This window comes from Pseudomonas sp. Pseusp11, assembly GCF_047304405.1.
Lineage (GTDB): Bacteria > Pseudomonadota > Gammaproteobacteria > Pseudomonadales > Pseudomonadaceae > Aquipseudomonas.
On the sequence record NZ_JBGLZF010000032.1, the window covers coordinates 21,456 to 43,015 of the forward strand.

Consider the following 21,560-nt stretch of genomic DNA (forward strand, 5'->3'; position numbering starts at 1 on the left):
CAGAAAAACCCGGCCAACGCACCGGGTTTCCACCTGATCAGGAGTGCACGATGGACCTCAACCGTCGTCAGTTCTTCAAGGTCGCTGGTCTCGGCCTTGCAGGATCCACCCTTGGCGCGCTGGGCATGGCCCCGACGCCAGCCTTCGCCGAACAAGTGCGTCATTTCAAGCTCGCCCATACCCATGAAACCCGCAACACCTGCCCGTACTGCTCGGTCGGCTGCGGCTTGATCATGTACAGCCAGGGCGACAATGCGAAGAATGTCGCCCAGAGCATCATTCACATCGAAGGCGATGCCGACCACCCGGTCAATCGCGGCACCCTCTGCCCAAAAGGCGCAGGCCTGCTCGACTTCATTCACAGCCCCAGCCGTCTGCAATACCCTCAAGTGCGCAAGCCCGGCACCAAGGAGTGGACGCGGATCTCCTGGGATGAAGCGCTGGACCGTATCGCCGACCTGATGAAGGCCGACCGTGATGCCAACTTCATCGAGAAGAACGCCCAGGGGCAAACGGTGAACCGCTGGCTGACCACCGGTTTCCTCGCGGCCTCGGCCTCGTCCAACGAAGCGGGTTACATCACCCACAAGGTCATTCGCAGTCTGGGCATGCTGGGGTTCGATAACCAGGCACGTGTCTGACATGGCCCGACGGTGGCAAGTCTTGCCCCGACGTATGGCCGTGGTGCCATGACCAACCACTGGACCGATATCGCCAACGCGAATCTGGTTCTGGTGATGGGCGGCAACGCAGCAGAAGCACACCCTTGCGGTTTCAAATGGGTGACCGAAGCCAAAGCCCACAACAAGGCGCGGCTGATTGTGGTCGACCCGCGTTTCACCCGTACGGCCTCGGTAGCGGACTATTACGCACCGATCCGCACCGGCACCGACATCGCCTTCATGGGCGGGCTGATCAATTACCTGTTGACCGAAGACAAGATCCAGCACGAATACGTGCGGGCCTATACGGACGTGTCGTTCATCGTCAAGGCCGGCTACGGTTTCGAGGACGGCGTGTTCAGCGGTTACGACGCGAGCAAGCGCAGCTACACCGACAAGTCCGGCTGGGGGTATGAGATCGGCGAGGACGGCTTTGCCAAAGTCGACCCGACCTTGCAGGACCCACACTGCGTCTATCAATTGATGAAGCAGCATTACAGCCGCTACACCCTGGAGCTGGCCAGTCAGGTCTGTGGCATGCCCACCGAGGCGATGAAGAAAATCTGGGAAGAGATCGCCACGTGCTCGCAACCGGGCAAGACCATGACGATTCTCTATGCCCTGGGCTGGACCCAGCACTCGATCGGCTCGCAGATGATCCGCAGCGCGGCGATGGTGCAACTGCTGCTGGGCAACATCGGCATGCCCGGCGGTGGCGTCAACGCCCTGCGCGGGCACTCCAATATCCAGGGCCTGACCGACCTCGGCTTGCTGTCTAACCTGTTGCCCGGTTACCTGACCCTGCCGTCCGAAGCCGAACAGGACTACAACGCCTACATCGCCAAACGCGCACTCAAACCGCTGCGTCCCGGGCAGATGTCCTACTGGCAGAACTACGGCAAGTTTCACGTCAGCCTGATGAAAGCCTGGTACGGCGCCAATGCCACCGCCGAGAATCACTGGGGTTACGACTGGCTGCCGAAACTGGATATTCCCGGCTACGACATCCTGAAAATGTTCGACATGATGGGCAAGGGCCAGGTCAACGGCTACATGTGCCAAGGCTTCAACCCGATTGCCGCCTTGCCGGACAAGAACCGGGTGATGAAGGCACTGGCCAAACTCAAGTGGCTGGTGGTGATGGACCCGCTGGCCACCGAGACCTCGGAGTTCTGGCGCAGCGTCGGGCCTTACAACGATGTGCAAACGGCCGACATCCAGACCGAAGTCATCCGCCTGCCCACCACTTGTTTCGCCGAAGAAAACGGCTCGCTGGTCAACAGCGGCCGCTGGCTGCAATGGCACTGGAAGGGGGCCGACGGCCCGGGACAGGCGCGCACCGACGTGAAAATCATGGCCGAGCTGTTCATGCGCCTGCGTCAGCGCTATCAGGCCAATGGTGGCGCCTGGGCCGAGCCGATCCTCAAGCTCGACTGGCCGTACAAGATCCCCGATGACCCGACGCCGGAAGAACTGGCCCGGGAATTCAACGGCTACGCCATCGCCGATGTCACCGACGCTTCGGGCGCGGTGGTCAAGGCCGGTCAGCAGCTGTCCGGTTTCGCCCAACTCAAGGACGATGGCAGCACGGCCTCCGGTTGCTGGATCTTCTGCGGCAGTTGGACCGAGCAGGGCAACAACATGGCCCGTCGTGACAACAGTGATCCTTATGGCATGAAGCAGAACCTCGGCTGGGCCTGGGCCTGGCCGGCGAACCGACGGATTCTCTACAACCGCGCCTCTTGCGACCCCCAAGGCAAACCGTGGGATGCGAAAAAACGGCTGGTGTGGTGGAACGGCAAGGTCTGGACCGGCACCGACGTGCCCGACTACAAGGTCGATGTGCCGCCGGAAGCCGGGATGAACCCGTTCATCATGAACCCCGAAGGCGTGGCGCGGTTCTTCGCCCTCGACAAGATGAATGAAGGGCCATTCCCCGAACACTATGAACCGTTCGAGACGCCCATCGGCATCAACCCGATGCACCCCAACAACAAACAGGCGACCAGCAACCCGGCCGGGCGGATTTTCGATTCGGTCTGGGACACCCTGGGCCAGGCCAAGGATTTCCCTTATGCAGCGACCAGCTACCGGCTGACCGAACATTTCCACTTCTGGACCAAGCATTGCCCGATCAACGCCGTGACCCAGCCCGAGCAGTTCGTCGAAATCGGCGAGGCGCTGGCCAAGGAGAAGGGGATTGCCGCCGGCGACCGGGTGCGGGTCAGTTCCAAGCGCGGACATATCGAAGCAGTGGCGGTGGTGACCAAGCGGATTCGTCCGCTGCAGGTCAACAATCAAGTGGTGCACCAGATCGGTATCCCGTTGCACTGGGGCTTCACCGGCGCCACTCGCCACGGTTACCTGACCAACACCCTGGTGCCGTTCCTCGGCGATGGCAACACACAGACCCCGGAATCCAAGTCATTCCTGGTCAACGTGGAGAAAATCTAAATGGCCAGCCAAGACATCATCGCCCGTTCGGCCACCACCACCGTGCCGCCCTCGGTGCGTACCCAAGGGGAAGTGGCCAAGCTGATCGACACCACCAAATGCATCGGCTGCAAGGCTTGCCAGGTCGCCTGCTCGGAATGGAACGAGCTACGTGACGACGTCGGTCACAACCTGGGCACCTACGACAACCCGCACGACCTCAGCGCAGACACCTGGACCCTGATGCGCTTCACCGAGCATGAAACCGACGCCGGCAACCTCGAATGGCTGATCCGCAAGGACGGCTGCATGCACTGCGCCGAGCCCGGCTGCCTGGCGGCATGCCCGAGCCCCGGCGCGATCATCAAACACGCCAACGGCATCGTCGACTTCGATCAGGACCACTGCATCGGCTGCGGCTATTGCATCACCGGTTGCCCATTCAACATTCCGCGCATCTCGCAAAAGGACCACAAGGCCTATAAATGCACGCTGTGTTCGGACCGGGTAGCGGTGGGGCTGGAACCGGCCTGCGTGAAAACCTGCCCGACTGGCGCCATCGTGTTCGGCAGCAAGGAAGATATGAAGGAACACGCCGCCGAACGCATCGTCGACCTCAAGAGCCGCGGCTTCGACAACGCCGGTTTGTATGACCCCGCGGGCGTCGGCGGCACCCACGTCATGTATGTGTTGCACCACGCCGATACGCCCAAGTTGTATGCCGGTTTGCCGGATCACCCGGCGATCAGTCCGCTGGTGGACCTGTGGAAAGGCCTGAGCAAACCCCTGGCGCTGCTGGCCATGGGCGCGGCGGTGTTGGCCGGGTTCTTCCACTACGTGCGCGTCGGACCACAACTGGTCGAGGAGGACGAACATCCGACCACCGTCGACCCTGCCGTGCATGAGTTCGATCCGTCGGTACACACCTTCGATCCAAGCAAACCCGGCGGGGAGGACAGGCCATGAACGACAAACCGATCGTGCGCTACACCGTCAACCAGCGCACCAACCACTGGCTGGTGGCGATTGTGTTTCTGATGGCCGCGCTGTCGGGGCTGGCCTTGTTTCATCCGGGCTTGTTCTGGCTCAGCAACCTGTTTGGCGGCGGACCGTGGACGCGCATTCTGCATCCGTACCTGGGCCTGACGATGTTTGTGCTGTTCCTCGGCCTGGTGTGCAGTTTCTGGCGGGCGAACTACTTCATCACCAACGACCGGCTGTGGCTCAGGCGAGTCGGGCATGTGATCCGTAACGAGGAGGAGGGCGTGCCGCCGATCGGCAAATACAACCCGGGGCAGAAGCTGCTGTTCTGGGTATTGCTGATCTGCATGCTAGTGCTGCTGTTCAGCGGGTTGGTGATCTGGCGCGCCTGGTTCAGTGCGTACTTCGGCATCACCAGCATTCGCTGGGCGATGCTGCTGCATGCATTGGCGGGATTCATTCTGGTGTTGAGCATCATCGTCCATGTCTACGCGGGTATCTGGATTCGCGGCTCGGTCGACGCCATGGTACATGGCCGTGTCAGCCGCGCCTGGGCGAGAAAACACCATGGGCTCTGGTACCGCGAAGTGACCGGTGACGAAACGCCAGAACGACCGATCAGCAAAAAAGGATGATCCCTTGGCCACGATCCTCGAACCTGGGCAAATAGAAGCGGCGGCGAGTTCACCGCCGTTTTTGTACCTGCCGCCGAACAACCTGTTCACCCTGCGCGCGTTGCGCCTGGAACGTTTGGCTGACGGCCATCCCATGGCGGACTATCTGCGTTTGATCGCGGGGTTGTGTCATGTCCAGCAGCAGCTGATGGACGATCCGCCCGTGGCGACCATGCCCAACCCCGAACGCCTGCGATTGTGCGTAGAACATGGCTTGCCGCCGTTCGCTGCCGACAGCCTGGTGCGCGAAAACGTTTGGCTGCCCTATCTCGAGGCCTTGTTGCAGCGCTATCAGCCTTCGCCACACGCTGCAGTAGAAAACGCCGTGGCGACGTTGCGCAGCGCGAACCCTGGGCTGCTCAAGGCGTGGGCGATTGCCTTGGTCAGCGGCCAGTACTCAATGCTGCCGGCAGCACTGGTGCCGTTTCTCGGCGCCGCGCTGCAAGTGGCCTGGAGTTATTGGCTGCTGAGCACGCCCAACCTTGAACTGACGCGCGGCGACAGCCTCAGCCAATGCCCATCCTGCGGTTCACCGGCGATGGCCGGGGTGATTCGTCATCGCGGCAAATACAACGGTTTGCGTTATCTGGTGTGCTCGCTGTGCGCCTGCGAATGGCATGTGGTGCGGGTCAAATGCGTGTATTGCGAACAGAGCAAGGGGCTTGAATACGTCAGCTTCGAGGATGATCGCCACGCCGCCAATCAGGCACCGCTGCGGGCGGAGGTCTGTCCCGGCTGCAACAGCTACCTGAAACTGATCTACCTGGAAAACGACGCCGAAGCCGAAGCCCTGTCGGCGGACCTGTCCAGCCTGATGCTGGACATGCGTCTGGAGCAGGAAGGTTACCAGCGGCCAGCGCCCAACTTGATGCTCGCACCCGGAGGCGACTGAGCTTATCGATCCCAGAGGCTACACTCAGACGCGACGGTCATTCGCTTCCGGGAGCCTCTGATGCGCGCAACGTCCGCCAGCCCAGCCTTGCGGCTGCCTTCCATCGACAGCTTGTTGCGCCATCCCGCCTGCCAAACGCTGGCCGAACGTTACGGGCGCGACGCACTGCTGGCCGGCCTGCGGCAATTGCTCGATGACTTGCGCGAGCCGGTGCACAACGGTGAACTCGCCGCCATTGAAATCGCCCCCGATGTATTAGCGGGGAGGGCAGGTGAGCGTCTGGCGATTCAGCATCGCAGCCAGATCCGCCGGGTGTTCAACCTCACCGGCACGGTGCTGCACACCAACCTCGGTCGCGCGTTGTTGCCGGAAGAAGCCATTGAAGCGGTGCAACTGGCTGCGCGCTATCCGCTCAATCTGGAATTCGACCTGCACAGCGGCAAGCGCGGCGACCGGGACGATTTGATTGAAGGCTTGATCCGCGAACTGACCGGCGCCGAAGCGGTGACGGTGGTCAACAACAATGCCGCCGCTGTGTTGCTGACGCTCAACAGCCTGGGTGCACGCAAGGAAGGGATCATCTCCCGAGGTGAGCTGATCGAAATCGGCGGTGCGTTTCGCATTCCCGACATCATGGCCCGCGCCGGGGTGCGGTTGCATGAGGTGGGCACCACCAACCGCACCCATGCGCGCGATTACGAGGCCGCCATCGGCCCGCGCAGTGGACTGCTGATGCGCGTACACGCGAGCAATTACAGTATCGAAGGCTTCACCGCGAGAGTGCCGACGGCGGAATTGGCGCAGCTGGCTCACCGCCACGGACTACCCTTGCTCGAAGACCTCGGCAGCGGCAGCCTGCTGGACCTGACTCGCTGGGGTTTACCCGCCGAACCGACGGTGCGCCAGGCGTTGCTCGACGGCGCGGACATCGTCACCTTCAGCGGCGATAAATTGCTTGGCGGGCCTCAGGCCGGATTGATCGTCGGCCGCAAAGACCTGATCGCCAGGATCAAGAAGAATCCGCTCAAGCGTGCCTTGCGGGTCGACAAACTGACCCTGGCCGCCCTCGAAGCCGTATTGGCGCTGTACCGCGATCCCGATCGATTGGCCGAACGCCTGCCAAGTCTGCGTCTATTGACCCGGCCCCAAGCCGACATCCTCGCCCAGGCCGAACGCTTGCAACCGTCATTGGCGCAGGTGTTGGGCGATGGCTGGAGCGTCAGCGCGGTGCCGGCACTGGGCATGATCGGCAGTGGCAGCCAACCCGTGGCCCGGTTGCCCAGCGCCGCGTTATGCCTGCGGCCAAACGTTTCGAAACGCCTGCGTGGGCGACGGTTGCTAGGGCTGGAGGCAGCGTTGCGGCAACTGCCCATTCCGGTGCTCGGCCGCATTGACGACGACGCCTTGTGGCTCGACTTGCGTCAACTCGATGACGAAGCGGCCTGGTTAGCCCAGCTCGATCAATTGCAGGAGGAGGGCCGGGACGGGTGATTGTCGGCACGGCGGGGCATATCGATCACGGCAAGACTTCCTTGCTCCAGGCTCTGACCGGGCAGGCCGGTGATCGTCGCCGCGAAGAACGCGAACGCGGCATGACCATCGACCTGGGCTATGTCTATGCGGCGCTGGAACCGGACACCGCCCTGACCGGTTTTATCGACGTGCCCGGCCATGAGCGCTTCACCCACAACATGTTGGCCGGCGCTCAAGGGATTGATCTGGTGTTGTTGGTGGTAGCGGCCGATGACGGCGTCATGCCGCAAACCCGTGAACACTTGGCGATTGTCGAGTTGCTGGGCATCCCTCGGGCACTGATTGCAATCAGCAAGTGCGACCGGGTTGATCCTTCCCGGGTGCAGGCTGTTCGTGAGCAGATCGAAGCCTTACTGGCGCCCGGACCTTATGCCGACGCGCCGCAAATCGCGCTATCGAGTGTGACCGGCGAGGGCGTCGAGACACTGCGCCAAGTCTTGCTGGATGCACAGCATGAGGTTGTTCAACGCAGCGCCGGCGGCGGTTTTCGTTTGGCGATTGATCGGGCCTTCAGCGTGGCCGGCGCCGGTATCGTGGTGACCGGCACCGCGTTGTCCGGCCAGGTGGCGGTGGGCGATACGCTGATGTTGAGTCCACTGGGCAAACCCGTGCGAGTGCGTGGCCTGCATGCGCAAAACCAGGCCGCTGACAACGCAATGGCCGGGCAGCGCGTCGCGCTGAACCTGAGTGCCGAGCGTCTGGCCCTGGAGCAGATCCACCGTGGCCACTGGCTGGTGGCCGAATGGCTGCATGCGCCAACCCAGCGGCTGGATGTCCAGTTGAGGGTGTTGGCCAGCGAAGCGCGAAGCTTCGAACACTTTCAACCGGTGCATGTGCATCTTGGAACTCAGGACGTGACGGGGCGGGTGGCCTTGCTGGAAGGCGCAAGCCTGGCACCGGGCGGGCAGATGTTCGCGCAATTGCTGGTCAATGCGCCGGTGTTGGCAGTGAAGGGCGACCGCTTGATCCTGCGTGACCAAAGCGCCCAACGCACCCTTGGCGGTGGCCAAGTGCTGGACCCGTTCGCCCCGGCCCGACATCGTCGCAGCCCCGAGCGATTGGCGCAGCTACAAGCGCTGTCCACCACCAATAGCCTGGAAGCGGCACTGCCGGCGCTGTTGGCCAACAGCGACACCGGGCTCGATCCGCAGCGACTGGAGCGTCAATTCAATCGACCGCGCGAGACTTGGGAATTGCCCGATGACGTGCGCCTCATCGATACGCGGCAGGGGCCATTGTTGTTCAGCGCGGTGCGTTGGGAAACGCTGAAAGCGCCGCTGCTGGAACACCTCGCACGCTTTCATCAACTCGAACCGGACCAGATGGGACCGGACCGGGATCGCCTGCGTCGCTTCGCCGGCAGCGTGTTGGAACGGTCGACCTTTATCAGCCTGCTCGACGAATTACTGGCCAGTGGTGCAATTGCGGCCAGCGGCCCGTGGCTGCATTTACCCGATCACCAGGTGCGCTTGAGCGAGGACGACGAAACCCTCTGGCAACAATTGCAGCCATTGTTCGAACAGGCTGGTTTCGATCCGCCGTGGGTGCGCGATCTGGCTAAAGCGACTGGCCATGACGAGGCTGCCGTGCGCCTGCTGCTGCGCAAGATGGCGCGGTTGGGGCTGCTGCACCAAGTGGTCCGTGACCTGTTTTACACCGAAACGCTGGTGCGCCGATTGGCGGCTATGCTGGTGCAACTGGCCAGCGATAACCCGGTGATCCAGGTTGCCGGGTTTCGCGATGCCGTGGGCCTGGGGCGCAAGCGCAGTATTCAGATTCTTGAGTACTTCGACCGGCTCGGCCTGACCCGCCGCTTTGGCGATCGACGCCATATCCGACTCGACAATGCACTGGCCCAACAAGCCGCAGTCTGAGTTCAAGGAAGGCAATCGCGCCCGGTGGCGCGGCCGGGCTTCAAACCCGGTTGGGGACGGCATCCGTTCCCGGGCAGGTTCGACTCCGGCTGCCTTCCGCCATTTCTATGGTGACCTCGATCACAGGTGCCCGAAGGTCAGCGGGTACTGGATGACGACGTAAACCCTGTCGATGTCATCGCCCGCCTGAGCGGTGTTGGCCCGATGAGACACATGGGACAGTTGCAGTGACAACCCCTTGGCGGAGCCTGACTGCACGACGTAGCGCAGGTCGATGTCGCGCTCCCAATGCCGCCCACCATCGCCCTGTTGAGGCACGTACTCGCCGATGGTCGGGTCGAACGGGTTGTAGGCTCCACCCTTGGGCGCACGGGTGCCGTCGATGTCGCTGCCCCTGACATAACGCGTCATGAAACTCAGGCCGGGGATGCCATAAGCGCCGAGGTCGAGGTCGTAGCGTGCCTGCCAGGAACGTTCGTGGGCGCCGTTGAAGTCGGCGTACTTGATCGAGTTGGCCAGGTAAATCGAGTCGCCACCGACGAAGTCGAACGGTGTATCGCCATTGATGCGTTGCCAGGCCAGGGTGAAGGCATGGGCATCAAGGGTGTATTTGCCCGAGAGGCTGTAGGCGGTGTTGTCGATGGCACCGGCCAGTGCCTTGCCGGTGTCCTGCGTCCGGTACAGGTTGGCGTCGAGGAACACGGCGGACTGTTTCAGGTGCAGGTTGGCGTAATACTGGCGCCAGGTGTCGCTCAGCTCGGAGGCGTACAACGCGCCGCCGACAGGACTGTGTGTGAACAGGTCGGTGCCCAGAAACGTGATGCCACCGGCTTCGGTGTTGGCGCCGTAGCCATAAAAGTTGCCCTTGCTTGTCGTGTTGTCCTGATTCTTGAACGCCGTGAAATGACCAGCCACCAGTTTCATGTTGTCGATTTCGTTGCTGTTCAACAGAAAGCCCGTGGCGTATTCCGGTTGCAGGCGTTTGTCGGAGGTGTCGAACACCGGGGTTTCCACGGTCATTTCACCGAAGGCCAGGGTGGTTCGGGAGGCCCTGATTTTCAGCGCGCCACCGGCACTGGAATAGTTGTCTTCGCTGCGACCGTCACTGTCCAGCGGCAGTAACCCGGTTCCCGAATGCCCTTTGCCGCCGTCGAGCTTCAGCCCCATAAAAGCGTGGCTGTCGACGCCGAAACCTAGCGTGCCGGGGGTGAATCCGGATTCAAATGAGCCGATAAAGCCTTGAGCCCACTCTTGTTTGTAGTTCTTGCCCGAAGGCTGGGGTGAGCGGTAGTCGCTGTTGAGGAAGAAATTTCGACTGAGCACCTCAAGCTTCCCGCCCTCGAGAAATCCTTGCGCGGAATCCGGTGCCTCATCCGCCAGGGCTGTTCCGGCAAAAAACACGCAGAGCCAGAAGGACGCCCTGGGTACGTCCTTGCGACCGGAAATGCGCGGGAGGGTTTGTATAGAAAACATGATTGATCTCCCGCCTGAAACAGCGACTCCGAAGAGTCGCTATTTATTCTCAATGGCCTTCAGAGGCATGGAACATGGTCTTGGCGTAGATCAGGCCCAGACCATAGGCACCACCGTTGGCGATGGAGGTTTTCACCGTCTCGTCGTAAGTCTCGGTGCGTGCCCAGTCGCGCTGCAGTTCAAGCAGGTATTGCAGCGAAGTCATTGGGCGGGCACCGAGCTGGATCATGCGCTGCACGGCCATTTCATGGGCTTCGATGGAGACATCGCCACAGGCATCGGCGATGAAGTACACCTCGAAGCCTTGGTCGAGGGCCGACAGTGCCGGGCCAACGATGCACACGGAGGTCCACAGACCGGCCAGGACGATTTTCTGTTTGCCGATGGCGTTGACTTCAACGGCAATGCGCTCGTCTTCCCAGGTGTTCATGCTGGTACGGTCGATCACTTTGTGTTCCGGGAACACCGATTTGATTTCGTCGAAGATCGGGCCGGAGAAGCTTTTCTCGGCAACGGTGGTGAGGATGGTCGACACGTTGAAGCCCCGGGCTGCTTTGGCCACCAGTGCAGCGTTATTGCGCAAGGTGACGGCATCGATCGACTTGGTCGCAAAGGACATTTGCGACTGGTGATCGATCATGATCAGGGTGTGGTCGGTTGGGTTCAGCAGGGTTTTGCCAGGTGCTGCTTTTGCGATGGCCATGATGATGTCCTTGCGAGTGGATTGTGGATGGGTTCACAAGTCCTATGGTTGCGTAGATTTCGATGCGGATATTGAGTCGATGTGCTGTCTTTGATTAACGGCGCATCAGCACAAAGGCCGTCAACAAACACATCTATGACCTACGCTTGTTTCCAGACGAATGCTCACCGAACAGGGGCTCTCCCTGATCGAAAACAACAAGAACGGCTATCCGGAGACGTCTCATGTTTGCACTGGCCCGTCGATTCAGCAGCAACCTCGCCGCTTTCATTACCGCCGCAGCACTCGCATCACCCGTTTTTGCCCTGGACACCGTCAAGTTCATGGCCCCAGGTTCCGTGGGTGGCGGTTATGACCAGACCGCGCGAGTCCTGGGCAAAGCCATGGTCGAGGCCCAAACGGCCAAAGCCGCCACCTTCGAGAACAAGGGTGGTGCCGGCGGGACCCTGGGGTTGGCGCAATTTGCCAACGCCACCAAGGGCGACCCCGATGCGCTGATCGTGGTCGGCGCGATCATGGTCGCGTCCATCGAGCAGAACAAACCGCAAATCACCTTGAAGGACGTAACCCCGATCGCCCGGCTGTTTACCGAATACAACGTGATCGCCGTACGCGACGACTCGCCGTACAAAAACCTGGAGGATTTGCTCAAGGACTTCAAAGCCAACCCGTCCAGCATCAAATGGGGCGGTGGCTCCAAGGGTTCGATCGACCACATCGGCATCGCCGAACTGGCGAGCAAAATGGACATTCCCGTCAACAAGGTCAATTACGTTGCCTTCGCCGGTGGCGGCGAAGTCGTTGCCGCGGTGCTGGGGGGGCACATCACGGTGATCACCGGCGGCTACGCTGAGCTGGCCAAATATGTGCAGTCGAAACAGTTCCGCTTACTGGCCGTCGGCGCGCCCAACCGCGTTGAAGGCATCGATGCACCGACGCTCAAAGAGTCTGGCTACGACGTGACGATCGGCAACTGGCGGGGTGTTTACGGCGCCGCGGGGCTGACGCCTGAACAGCGCAAGGCACTGACGGAAGCCGTGCTGACCGCCACCAAAAGCGCCGTCTGGCAGGAAAACGTAAAAACCAATGCGTGGTCGCCGAGTATTCTGACCGGGGATGATTTCGGCAAATTCGTCGATGAGGAGCACGGACGCCTGCGCGCGATGCTGGTCAAGGTCGGGCTGCTTTGAGATGGCCGGGCGCTGGAGCGTAAGGCCGGCCCAACTGGCGATTGGCGTCGGTATTGTCGTGATCAGTGCGGTATTGGCGGTCGGCGCCTCGCGGTTTCCCGCCGAGATGGGGTTCGTCATCATGCCGGCCTACGTCTATCCCTATGCCGTGGCGGCATTTCTGGGCGCCGTCGGTCTGTTGATGGGCTATCAGGCGCTCACCGGTGGTTTTCGCAACCTCGCCGATGATCATGAGACTTCCGGGGCCGAGCCCGGCGGCAAATCCGGGGCGACCTGGGTTACGGCAGGGCTGCTGGGCGTGGCGTTGCTCATTTCCTACATCGGCTTCGTCTTGGCTGCTGCATTGCTGTTTGCCTGTTCGGCGCGAGGCTTCGGCAGCCGCAGCCCGGCGCGGGACCTGGCCATCGGCATCGCTCTGGCACTGCCGATCTACTGGCTTTTCACCGCCGGGCTAGGGGTTTCCCTTCCGCCCTTGATCAACGCCTGGATCTGATCCAGGCCGAAGGAGGTCGACAAGGTGGATATTCTCTCGAATCTGGCAGTCGGCTTCGCTGGCGCGCTGACGCCGATCAATCTGATGTGGGGTTTTATCGGTTGTCTGCTGGGCACTGCAATCGGAGTATTGCCGGGGATCGGCCCGGCGCTGACCGTCGCCTTGCTGCTGCCGATTACCGCCAAGGTCGACCCGACCGGGGCACTGATCATGTTCGCCGGCATCTATTACGGCGCTCAGTTTGGCGGCTCCACCACCTCGATCCTGCTCAACACCCCGGGAGAATCGTCCTCCATGGTCACGGCCCTGGAAGGCAACCTCATGGCCCGCAACGGACGGGCAGGCCCGGCGCTGGCAACGGCCGCCATCGGTTCGTTCGTGGCCGGCACCATTGCGACGATTTTGCTGACGTTGTTTGCGCCCCTCGTGGCGACGCTGGCGCTGAAATTCGGGCCGGCGGAGTATTTCGCGATTCTGGTGCTGGCCTTCACCACCGTGTCGGCAGTGCTCGGCGCGTCGATGCTGCGCGGCTTTGCTTCATTGGGCATCGGGCTGACCATCGGTTTGATCGGCCTCGACTCGACGTCAGGCATTGCCCGCTACACCTTGGGGGTTCCCGAACTGGTCGATGGCATCGAAGTGGTGCTGGTCGCGGTGGGGTTGTTTGCCGTCGGTGAGGCCTTGTACGGCGTGCTTTACCAAAAGGAAGAAACGGCCAGCCGACACCGCTTGACCTCGTTGTGGATGACCCGCGCCGACTGGAAACGCTCGGTCCCGGCGTGGCTACGGGGCACCTTGATCGGTTTTCCCTTCGGATCGATTCCGGCCGGTGGCGCGGAAATCCCGACGTTCCTGTCCTATTCGACCGAACGCAAACTCAGCAAGTACCCGAAAGAATTCGCCGCCAGCAAAGGCGTGGGCGCCATCGAAGGCGTCGCAGGTCCCGAGGCGGCGAACAACGCCAGCGCCACCGGCTCACTGGTGCCGCTGCTGACCCTGGGCATACCGACCTCCGCCACGGCGGCGATTCTGTTGGCGGCGTTCCAGAACTACAACCTGCAACCGGGGCCGCTGCTGTTCCAGACCTCGGGCGAGTTGGTCTGGACCCTGGTGGCCTCTTTGTACATCGGCAACGTCATCCTGCTGGTGCTGAACCTGCCGCTGGTGGGGCTGTGGGTCAAACTCTTGCAAATCCCTCGGCCGTACCTGAACGCCGGGATCCTGGTGTTCGCCACCATTGGCGTGTACGGCATGCGCCACTCATCCTTCGACTTGTTCCTGATGCTGGGCATTGGCTGGGCCGGGGTGTTAATGCGGCGTTTCGACTTCCCCGTCGCCCCGGTGATCGTCGGCATGCTGCTGGGGCCAATGGCGGAAAAACAACTGCGTAACGCCTTATCCATCAGCCAGGGCGACTGGATGATATTTGTGACACAACCGATTGCGGCGTCGGTCCTGGCGGTGACGTTGTTGGTGCTGTTGGTACCGTATCTGCTGCATAAACGCGGGATCAAATTGCATGAGGATGATTGACGGCTGATTACCTGGCTCCCAGCGCGATCTGTAGCAGCTGCCGAAGGCTGCGTTCGGCTGCGAAGCAGTCGTGTATCCGACTGACGCGGTCTGCCTGACATACCGCATTCGCTCCCGGGCAAATCGTAGGAACGTGGCGCACAGGCTCGGGCGTTGCAACGGGAGGAGGGGTTCAAGACTGCTGTCTAGCGGTGTAGCGACGGACGAGCAAGCCCGCTCCCATATGTGATCGCTGACGTGCACAAATAATGTGTTCACAGGCAATCCAGTGTGAGAGCGGGCTTGCTCGCGATCCAGCATTGCAACTGCCTGACACCCCACTTAATTCTTGCCGCAAGGGACTGAGGAGTGGCCACGCGTTGGCCGAAAACCGGCTTATGCGACAGTCAGAGCCGGAACGCTTGTCGTCCTACCAGTAACCATTTTCCTTGCTGCTTTTGCCAGATCTGAAAGTTCTCGATTTCCGTGGGAACAATCTCGGTGCCCTTGATGGCTTGCGCCGAAAAATGATGGCGGACCAACGCCACATCACCCGAGACGGTGATTTTCTGGTTCTGCATCTCCAGCGTTTTGAAAGCGCTTTTTCCGGTTTCGATGTCGGCGATAAATTCTTTCTTGTCCTGGATTTTCCCGCTGGAATGCCCGTAGGTCAGGTTTTCAGCGGTGAGCGCATTCAGTTGTGGGACGTTTTTGGTCAGCATCGCTTGAGTCAGATGGTCTACCGCAGCGGCAACATCCTTCTCGCTCGATGCGGGGGATGCCGCCACGTAGCCACTGAACAGGCATAAAAAACCGATAATCAGCTTCACTTTTTTCATGGGTAATTCCTTGTTGTTATAGGTGCGAGGATGACAGATGAGTTACGCCAACTCATCTGTCATCGTACAACATATCAGGTTTTTACCAAGTGATGCAGATATGGCATTAGCGAGTGCTAGGCCAGCCGTCCCTCATGAAACAGACGTGCGCCAATCCGCTGAATTTCAGCTTCGCCCTGCGCCAGCGCCGCTCTGCTGGTGTGCACCGAGTAACGACCCATCACCAAATCATGTGGGTGCTTCACCGCCGAGCCCAGCACGAAAGACGTGTCGCCGTGCGCCACGAAATCGATGGGTTGGTCTGACTCCTCGAACACCGCCAGCTCGCCAGTATTGACCGGGCCACCAACGTCCAGCCGACCGGCATTGACCGCCAGCCACGCCACGTTGTGGCCGGTGGGAGGTGTGTAGCGCCAGCGTTCTCCGTCTTTCAAGCGCACGACGAGGTAGTTCATGTCCGAAGGTGCTGCAATCGCGCTTTGCGCTGCGCCATAGCGTCCGAGCAGCACACGCGCCGGGCCTGCTTGCGGGATCTGCGACGGCGCCAGGTAGAGACTTTCCGCCGGTGTGTTTTCGTGCGAAACGGGTAGCGCGACCCAGAGCTGGAAGCCCGATATTGAGCTGTCACCGATTGGCTTAGCGTCGTGCCACACGCCATTACCGGCGCGCATCCACTCCACACCTTCGGTGGGCAACACGCCCGTCTTGCCCGTGGTGTCTTCGTACTTCACGCCGCCCTCAATCATGTAGGTCAGTGTTGCGATCCCTGAATGCGGGTGCATGCCGAAACCTTTCTGCCCGCCTTGGGGCTTGAAGCCGAAGAGATCAAGAAACACAAAAGGCTTCAACAACTGGCCCAGGTCGCCAGGGCTCATGAGTCGCGTGATCGGCCCGTGAGTGCTGCCGGATGTGCGGTGAACGATGGCGCGCGTTGGTGTTGCGATGATGCTGTTCATAGGTTTGTCCTCAAGTCTTGAGCCGGTCGCCGTTCCTAACGATCAGCGTGCTGCACCGAGCAAGGTCGCAGGCTTCCGACGCCAGGCCACGAAGGCAGACATTGCCAGCAGCACCAGGGCAGGGGCGGGATTGCCGCCAATCACAAAGAGATGCGTGACCACTGCGCCGGTCATGGTCGCCGTCAGCAGCAGCCCGGCGAAAAAGCTCGTGACCGGGATCAGCAGCAACACAGCGCCAGCCACTTCAATGGCACCGGTGAGGTAGCGGAACCATTGCCCAAGGCCGACGGCATCGAATACCTGAATCATCTGCGGAGCGCCGGCCAGCTTGGCGATGCCGGCCGCAGCGAACGCCAAGGCCAGAAAGATGCGAACACCCCAAAGGATGCGATTTTGAATAGGGGAGAGGGATGAAGTTTGAGTCATGGGAAACGATGTCCTTGCCTGTGGTTTACGCAGTTAGAGGGCTAACTGCCGCGATGCAAGAAGGATAAGCGTGCCCGGATTGGTTGATTAGATGGCACAATTGGATTGCGCCCGTCCATTTATTACTGGAATTATCGCCTTATGCTCGACTTGAATGACATTGCCTTGTTTGTCCAAGTGGTCCGCAGCGGCAGCTTCGCCGAAGCGGCGCGGCGGCTGGGCATGCCGCCCAACACCGTCAGTCGGCGTGTCCAGCAGCTCGAGGCACAACTCGACACACGACTGCTGCAACGCTCCACGCGCAAGTTGACGCTGACCCATGCCGGGCAGGCTTTTCACGAGCGCTGCGTGGGCGCGGTGGACGGACTGATCGAGGCGGGGCACGAGTTGATGACGGGCAGCCAGGAACCCAGCGGCTTGGTGCGCGTCGCGGCGACGGCGGATTTCTTCGACTTCTTCCCCATGGAATGGGTGGCTGATTTTCTCGCCGCGCATCCGCGGGTGCGGCTTGACTTCGTGCTCAGTGATGCCCGCGCCGACTTGATCGCCGAGCGTATCGACATCGCGTTTCGCGGCGGTCCGCTGCAAGACTCAGGTTACGTCGGGCGCCAGCTCTTCAGTGCAGGCAGCGAGGGCCTGGTGGCGAGTCCGGCTTACATCGCTGCTCGCGGTATGCCCGGTACGCTGCAGGACCTGGTGAACCATGACTGCGTGAGTTTCGCCCATCCCAGCGGCTTCACCACCTGGCGTCTGACCGGACCAGAGGGCGTGGAGGAAGAGGTGCAAATCGCCAGCCGTTTTTCCGGTAACACGGCCCAGGCACTGCGCAAGGCTACGGTGGCCGGCCTGGGCATCGCACTGCTGCCGCCGACGCTCGCCATGCTCGATCTTCAGGCGGGCCGACTTGTACGCGTGTTGCCACACTTCCAGCGTGCGGGCTTTGGCCTGCACGTGCTTTACCCGAGCCGGCAGCATCTGCCGTTGGCGGTATCGGCCTTCATTGAACTGGTGATGGAGAAACTGAGGGTGGAGGCATTCCCGGCGCAAGGCTGACCTATGCATATGCATCAGCAGTGATGGCTAAAAGCCTTCTATAATGCACAGCCTTTGACGCCAGTGTACTCAACAGCCCGGTACTTCCTTGAAACGCGATCTTCGACTTGCCACTTTTCTGATCTTTCTGGTGTGTGTCTCCGTGGTGCTGCTGACGGCCTGGCAGACATGGACAGCCCGACAGAACACCTTGAGCGACATCAATACCGATACATTGAACCTGACTCAGGCGCTCAACACTTACACCGAGGGCACCTTCAAGCAAAGTGAAGTGCTGTTGCTGGGCCTGACAGAAAGGATCGAGAAAGACGGCACCGGCCCGGAGCAACTCGAACGGCTGAGCAAGTTGGTTGCCCAGCAGATGGATGCGCTCCCGCAATTAAATAATGTGGTGCTATATGACGCCCAAGGGGACTGGCTATTCTCGACCAACATGCTGATCTCATCCAATAGCAACAACGCAGATCGGGCGTTCTTCAAACATCACCGAGACGTCGCGGATCGCGGTATCTATATCGGCCCGGCGATTCTCAGCCGTGTCACTTGCACCTGGGTGATTTCGGTCAGCCGACGCATCGATCACCCCGATGGAAGTTTTGCCGGGGTGATCGCCGCAACCATCAGCCTCGAACACTTCCTCAAACTTTATCGAAGCATCCACGTGGGGCAATTCGGCGCCATCAGCCTGACCTCATCCGAAGGGCGCCTGCTGGTGCGGTATCCCTTTCAAGTGGAAGACATCGGCCGTGACCTGTCTCACGCACCCATATTCTCCGAATACTTGCGCAACACCTCATCGGGCACCGTGGATTTTGCGTCGAAAGTAGATGGCATCCATCGCCTCTACGCGTTCAAGAGAAACGATCAATATCCTGTCGTCACGACGGTTGCGGTGGGGCAGGCCGAGGCAATGCAAGCGTGGCTCAGTCAGACAAAGCAATCCGTCGCTGTGGTGCTGCTGTTGTTGGGGCTCCTGGTCGCACTGGGGCGCAGGCTGATTTCCCACATCAGCCGGCGTATTCGGGCGGAGGAAAAATTGCTCGCGACCCAAACCGCACTGATCGAGCTTAACCAGACACTGGAAGTTCTCGCCAGCGTAGACAAACTCACCGGCCTCGCCAACCGCCGGCATTTCGATCAGTTTCTGGATGTCGAACTCAAACGCGCCAAGCGACTCGCAAGCCCGTTGTCACTGATCCTGATCGATGTGGACTTTTTCAAACGCTACAACGATCACTACGGCCATCTCGCCGGAGATGAATGTTTGCGGATCATCAGTCAGGCGATCAAGCACTGTGTACGTCGCCCGGGTGACATGGCGGCTCGCTATGGCGGGGAAGAAATCGCCGTGGTGATGCCCAATACGGACGAATCAGGAGCGCGCAAGGTTGCCGAGGCGATCCTGTCGGGTATTGCGGCCGAGCAGCTTGCGCATTTTTCGAGCCCGTTAGGTATCGTGACCGTCAGCCTGGGGTTGGCGACATATGTCGCCGACGGCAGCGACCCTGATGAAAAGGCACTGATCGGTCGCGCAGACCGCGCGCTTTACGCGGCGAAGTCGCAGGGGAGAAATCAGTTGAGCGTCGCTTGACCGAGGAGGCACTTGAAGGAAAGAGCAAATAATCGGCACGCGGCGCAACTATCGGTTCAAGTGATAGTGACAATCAAGAAACGCAAGTTCTGCTGGGTCGGGTAAAGGCGGAAAATCGCCTCCATCGAAGACGCAGCTCAAGGAATTTGCGCGATGAAGACATTGACCCGACTGGCAATTGTCGCCCTGTTGATGGGCGGGGTTGCTACTGCTGCAACCGCCTACGCAGACGACGCCCAATCGTGCCATTTTCTGCCCATCGCCGGCGCCAGTACCGGGTTGCAGCATTCGCAAACCGTCGGTGTGCTGTACAGCGAAAACACCCTGGACAACCTGCAATACCTCGAGCGTTACCACGATGTGGCGGTGAACGGCGCGCGCGATGCGCTGGATGCGCGGATTCGCGACGCGTTCATCAACAGCTCCGACCCAGAGTTGGCAATCGACTGGCTGATGAGTTCGTTACAGCAGCAGTTCCTGTCGGTGACCGTCTACGACAACCTCGATGCGTTGTTGCAGGCCCATCCGGATGTGGTGGTGATGCTCGATACCCATAACCGTCTGCTGACCCAACGCAACAGTCAGGTCGAAGCGCGTTTCGCCGCACGGTTCTACGACGCCAACCTGCAATACATCGGCAAGGCTGAAGGCGCCGTCGAGAAACAAATGCCTTCGGTCTGGGTACACCGTAAAGCTGCAGCCGAGATTGCCGCCCAGATCGATCAGCAACGCGACCTGCAACTCAGCGCCTTGAAGCAGTTCGATAACTCGCTCAAGGCTCTGGTGACCGCTGGCTGAACACCCAAACCATAACCGCAACGACGGCGACCGTGACGCCGAACCGTTGCTCAACGAAACAGACTTTTATTTCAGGACTTCGCCGATGCGCCCTTTATTTGTTCCTGTCATGGCTGTCGCTACCTTGCTGCTGGCCGGTTGCGCCTCCGCGCCGAACGACCCGACGCTGACCTTGCAGACGAAAAAAACGCCTGCCGAGTACGCCGATTGCGTGGTGCCGAAGTTGCAGGGCAGCGCACTGCACCCGACGGTCTCGCAAACCCAGCGTAGCTACCGGATCGTGGTGCCGAGCAAAGTCGCCGCGGACAACGTTCTGGAAGCCTACAAAGCCCCGAACGGCGGCAAGGTGTTTTTGTACGAGCGTCACTTGCTGGCATCGAACTTCATGCCTTCGAGTTTCGAACGTGCCGCGCAGGAATGCCTGTAACCCGTAACTGCTTTGAAGAACGCTCCTTTGGTTGGCCGCAACCAACCAATTTTTTGCCCCGTACCTTATGTGGTTTCGGGGCTTTTTTTTGCGTGCAGATTTTGCGGGGCAGAATTGGGGAGGAGGGCAGCCGTACTAGCGCCAGAAAAATCAACCGACCGGCTCGGCCTTGCAACTCATTGGCCCTGAGCCTGGCTTCTGGAAAAGCACCACGTTGCCGTCTTGCCAGAAGCTGTAGTTGCCCAAGTAATCCTTGCCTGCGTATCGGGTTCCCGACTCACTCTGCTCCTGGTTCAGGACGATCGAGGTGTTCGCCCATTTCAAGTACACGACACCAGGCTGCGTGGTAAAGAAGGTCGCGGCAATCAGCGGGTTAAGCCCTGTACAACGAAAAGCCACAGGGCCTTCGGTGAGTCTGTAGGGGTCCTTGGTTCTCACAATGGCCGAGCCTTGGCGCAGCTGGTGCGCACGCTCGGCATAACTGCGGATCGTGCACGCCTTGGGCGCAGCCTCGGAGGCACATTGATTGCGGGCATCGACCCAAAACTGCTGGTCGATAATGATCTTGTCTGGACGTGGCACTGAATGTTCGTCCGTGAGCGCCAGGCGATAAAGACGCGTCAGTTCGATATCCATCTGCGCCAGTTGCGGATCGCGACAAATCAGCTTTTCGACGGACGCCTTTGCCTCGGCACAGTCGAAGCTGGTCTTGAAGGTTGGTGCAGCATTGACACAGGTGCTCACCGCCGCGCACGCGCTGGCAGCGACTAGACAGGTGAAAAGGGCCGTGACCGTTTTCATATTGGCTTCACCCAGATCATTACGTGATGCCCGGATTGCCGTGGGATTGATCGATGCGTTGAATAGTTATTCGTTCGCATTGGTGTATCGCAGTGTAAGTCAGTGCTCAGAACTTGTCATACCGCTTGGCGGTGGTTGGGTTGCAGGAGGGGTTTGCCGAGGAGGGCGATCTCTCAGTTTCAAGTCGCGTCTGTGGCGAGGGAGCTTGCTCCCGCTGGGCTGCGAAGCAGCCCCAAAACCCGTTGAATG

Annotated in this window: 19 protein-coding genes and 1 tRNA gene; 14 read left to right on the forward strand and 6 right to left on the reverse strand. The window is 60.5% G+C overall.

The window, feature by feature from the left end; genetic code table 11:
• Positions 1 to 50 precede the first annotated feature (50 nt).
• The 7 genes from fdnG to ACCC96_RS22570 all read left to right on the forward strand — a co-directional run bounded on the left by fdnG (position 51) and on the right by ACCC96_RS22570 (position 9,151).
• Entirely contained in the window at positions 51 to 3,116 is a 3,066-nt protein-coding gene (gene fdnG, locus ACCC96_RS22540) for a formate dehydrogenase-N subunit alpha (protein WP_413696945.1), read from the forward strand.
• Entirely contained in the window at positions 3,117 to 4,061 is a 945-nt protein-coding gene (fdxH, locus tag ACCC96_RS22545; RefSeq protein ID WP_413696946.1) for a formate dehydrogenase subunit beta, read from the forward strand.
• Positions 4,058 to 4,711, forward strand: coding sequence for a formate dehydrogenase subunit gamma (locus ACCC96_RS22550; RefSeq protein ID WP_019649852.1), 654 nt, complete (start codon positions 4,058 to 4,060; stop codon positions 4,709 to 4,711). The genes fdxH and ACCC96_RS22550 overlap by 4 nt, the downstream gene beginning before the upstream one ends.
• A 4-nt stretch (positions 4,712 to 4,715) precedes the next feature.
• Positions 4,716 to 5,642: a formate dehydrogenase accessory protein FdhE gene (gene fdhE, locus ACCC96_RS22555; protein ID WP_413696947.1), complete on the forward strand. Its 927-nt coding sequence runs from the start codon at positions 4,716 to 4,718 to the stop codon at positions 5,640 to 5,642.
• Between the two features lie 60 nt (positions 5,643 to 5,702).
• On the forward strand, positions 5,703 to 7,133 hold the full coding sequence (gene selA / locus ACCC96_RS22560) for an L-seryl-tRNA(Sec) selenium transferase (protein WP_413696948.1): 1,431 nt from the start codon (positions 5,703 to 5,705) through the stop codon (positions 7,131 to 7,133).
• On the forward strand, positions 7,130 to 9,049 hold the full coding sequence (selB, locus tag ACCC96_RS22565; RefSeq protein ID WP_413696949.1) for a selenocysteine-specific translation elongation factor: 1,920 nt from the start codon (positions 7,130 to 7,132) through the stop codon (positions 9,047 to 9,049). The genes selA and selB overlap by 4 nt, the downstream gene beginning before the upstream one ends.
• A gap of 6 nt (positions 9,050 to 9,055) precedes the next feature.
• Positions 9,056 to 9,151 (forward strand) — tRNA-Sec (locus ACCC96_RS22570).
• Positions 9,152 to 9,169: 18 nt separating this feature from the next.
• Here ACCC96_RS22570 and ACCC96_RS22575 read toward each other — a convergent pair.
• Positions 9,170 to 10,522, reverse strand: coding sequence for an OprD family porin (locus ACCC96_RS22575; protein ID WP_026345903.1), 1,353 nt, complete (start codon positions 10,520 to 10,522; stop codon positions 9,170 to 9,172).
• A gap of 49 nt (positions 10,523 to 10,571) precedes the next feature.
• Positions 10,572 to 11,225 carry a hydrolase gene (locus ACCC96_RS22580; RefSeq protein WP_019649847.1) on the reverse strand — a complete coding sequence of 218 codons (654 nt, stop codon included), beginning with the start codon at positions 11,223 to 11,225 and terminating at the stop codon, positions 10,572 to 10,574.
• A gap of 224 nt (positions 11,226 to 11,449) precedes the next feature.
• Here ACCC96_RS22580 and ACCC96_RS22585 point away from each other — a divergent pair, with 224 nt between their 5' ends.
• The 3 genes from ACCC96_RS22585 to ACCC96_RS22595 are packed head-to-tail and all read left to right on the forward strand — an operon-like array spanning position 11,450 to position 14,441.
• The gene (locus ACCC96_RS22585; RefSeq protein ID WP_019649846.1) at positions 11,450 to 12,415 is read left to right on the forward strand and encodes a tripartite tricarboxylate transporter substrate binding protein; all 966 of its coding nucleotides are present in this window, start codon (positions 11,450 to 11,452) and stop codon (positions 12,413 to 12,415) included.
• Position 12,416: 1 nt separating this feature from the next.
• Positions 12,417 to 12,908 carry a tripartite tricarboxylate transporter TctB family protein gene (locus ACCC96_RS22590; RefSeq protein WP_413696950.1) on the forward strand — a complete coding sequence of 164 codons (492 nt, stop codon included), beginning with the start codon at positions 12,417 to 12,419 and terminating at the stop codon, positions 12,906 to 12,908.
• Positions 12,909 to 12,932: 24 nt separating this feature from the next.
• The gene (locus ACCC96_RS22595) at positions 12,933 to 14,441 is read left to right on the forward strand and encodes a tripartite tricarboxylate transporter permease (RefSeq protein ID WP_111453353.1); all 1,509 of its coding nucleotides are present in this window, start codon (positions 12,933 to 12,935) and stop codon (positions 14,439 to 14,441) included.
• A gap of 386 nt (positions 14,442 to 14,827) precedes the next feature.
• Here the strand turns inward: ACCC96_RS22595 and ACCC96_RS22600 are convergent, their stop codons facing one another.
• From ACCC96_RS22600 to ACCC96_RS22610, 3 genes are all read right to left on the reverse strand, one after another.
• Entirely contained in the window at positions 14,828 to 15,259 is a 432-nt protein-coding gene (locus tag ACCC96_RS22600) for a nuclear transport factor 2 family protein (protein WP_253423330.1), read from the reverse strand.
• Between the two features lie 116 nt (positions 15,260 to 15,375).
• The gene (locus ACCC96_RS22605; RefSeq protein WP_413696951.1) at positions 15,376 to 16,215 is read right to left on the reverse strand and encodes a pirin family protein; all 840 of its coding nucleotides are present in this window, start codon (positions 16,213 to 16,215) and stop codon (positions 15,376 to 15,378) included.
• A 42-nt stretch (positions 16,216 to 16,257) separates the two neighbouring features.
• Positions 16,258 to 16,641 carry a DoxX family protein gene (locus tag ACCC96_RS22610; RefSeq protein ID WP_258674105.1) on the reverse strand — a complete coding sequence of 128 codons (384 nt, stop codon included), beginning with the start codon at positions 16,639 to 16,641 and terminating at the stop codon, positions 16,258 to 16,260.
• Between the two features lie 141 nt (positions 16,642 to 16,782).
• Here ACCC96_RS22610 and ACCC96_RS22615 point away from each other — a divergent pair, with 141 nt between their 5' ends.
• The 4 genes from ACCC96_RS22615 (at position 16,783) to ACCC96_RS22630 (ending at position 20,510) form a co-directional block, all read left to right on the forward strand.
• Positions 16,783 to 17,694: a LysR family transcriptional regulator gene (locus ACCC96_RS22615; protein WP_138867557.1), complete on the forward strand. Its 912-nt coding sequence runs from the start codon at positions 16,783 to 16,785 to the stop codon at positions 17,692 to 17,694.
• A gap of 88 nt (positions 17,695 to 17,782) precedes the next feature.
• Positions 17,783 to 19,285: a diguanylate cyclase gene (locus tag ACCC96_RS22620; protein WP_413696952.1), complete on the forward strand. Its 1,503-nt coding sequence runs from the start codon at positions 17,783 to 17,785 to the stop codon at positions 19,283 to 19,285.
• Between the two features lie 153 nt (positions 19,286 to 19,438).
• Positions 19,439 to 20,083: an ATPase gene (locus ACCC96_RS22625; RefSeq protein ID WP_413696953.1), complete on the forward strand. Its 645-nt coding sequence runs from the start codon at positions 19,439 to 19,441 to the stop codon at positions 20,081 to 20,083.
• Positions 20,084 to 20,168: 85 nt separating this feature from the next.
• Positions 20,169 to 20,510: a hypothetical protein gene (locus ACCC96_RS22630; protein ID WP_026345901.1), complete on the forward strand. Its 342-nt coding sequence runs from the start codon at positions 20,169 to 20,171 to the stop codon at positions 20,508 to 20,510.
• Between the two features lie 150 nt (positions 20,511 to 20,660).
• On the opposite strand, the gene ACCC96_RS22635 is transcribed toward ACCC96_RS22630, so the two are convergent.
• Positions 20,661 to 21,311 carry an MliC family protein gene (locus tag ACCC96_RS22635; protein ID WP_413696954.1) on the reverse strand — a complete coding sequence of 217 codons (651 nt, stop codon included), beginning with the start codon at positions 21,309 to 21,311 and terminating at the stop codon, positions 20,661 to 20,663.
• Positions 21,312 to 21,560 lie beyond the last annotated feature (249 nt).

Excerpts from the sequence above, each read along its gene's own strand:
- selA (WP_413696948.1), top strand. The coding sequence starts at position 5,703 with ATGCGCGCAACGTCCGCCAGCCCAGCCTTGCGGCTGCCTTCCATCGAC.
- ACCC96_RS22575 (WP_026345903.1), bottom strand. The coding sequence starts at position 10,522 with ATGTTTTCTATACAAACCCTCCCGCGCATTTCCGGTCGCAAGGACGTA.
- ACCC96_RS22635 (WP_413696954.1), bottom strand. The coding sequence starts at position 21,311 with ATGAAAACGGTCACGGCCCTTTTCACCTGTCTAGTCGCTGCCAGCGCG.
- ACCC96_RS22550 (WP_019649852.1), top strand. The coding sequence starts at position 4,058 with ATGAACGACAAACCGATCGTGCGCTACACCGTCAACCAGCGCACCAAC.
- ACCC96_RS22590 (WP_413696950.1), top strand. The coding sequence starts at position 12,417 with ATGGCCGGGCGCTGGAGCGTAAGGCCGGCCCAACTGGCGATTGGCGTC.
- ACCC96_RS22610 (WP_258674105.1), bottom strand. The coding sequence starts at position 16,641 with ATGACTCAAACTTCATCCCTCTCCCCTATTCAAAATCGCATCCTTTGG.
- ACCC96_RS22630 (WP_026345901.1), top strand. The coding sequence starts at position 20,169 with ATGCGCCCTTTATTTGTTCCTGTCATGGCTGTCGCTACCTTGCTGCTG.
- ACCC96_RS22600 (WP_253423330.1), bottom strand. The coding sequence starts at position 15,259 with ATGAAAAAAGTGAAGCTGATTATCGGTTTTTTATGCCTGTTCAGTGGC.
- ACCC96_RS22605 (WP_413696951.1), bottom strand. The coding sequence starts at position 16,215 with ATGAACAGCATCATCGCAACACCAACGCGCGCCATCGTTCACCGCACA.
- ACCC96_RS22580 (WP_019649847.1), bottom strand. The coding sequence starts at position 11,225 with ATGGCCATCGCAAAAGCAGCACCTGGCAAAACCCTGCTGAACCCAACC.
- ACCC96_RS22625 (WP_413696953.1), top strand. The coding sequence starts at position 19,439 with ATGAAGACATTGACCCGACTGGCAATTGTCGCCCTGTTGATGGGCGGG.
- ACCC96_RS22585 (WP_019649846.1), top strand. The coding sequence starts at position 11,450 with ATGTTTGCACTGGCCCGTCGATTCAGCAGCAACCTCGCCGCTTTCATT.
- ACCC96_RS22615 (WP_138867557.1), top strand. The coding sequence starts at position 16,783 with ATGCTCGACTTGAATGACATTGCCTTGTTTGTCCAAGTGGTCCGCAGC.
- fdxH (WP_413696946.1), top strand. The coding sequence starts at position 3,117 with ATGGCCAGCCAAGACATCATCGCCCGTTCGGCCACCACCACCGTGCCG.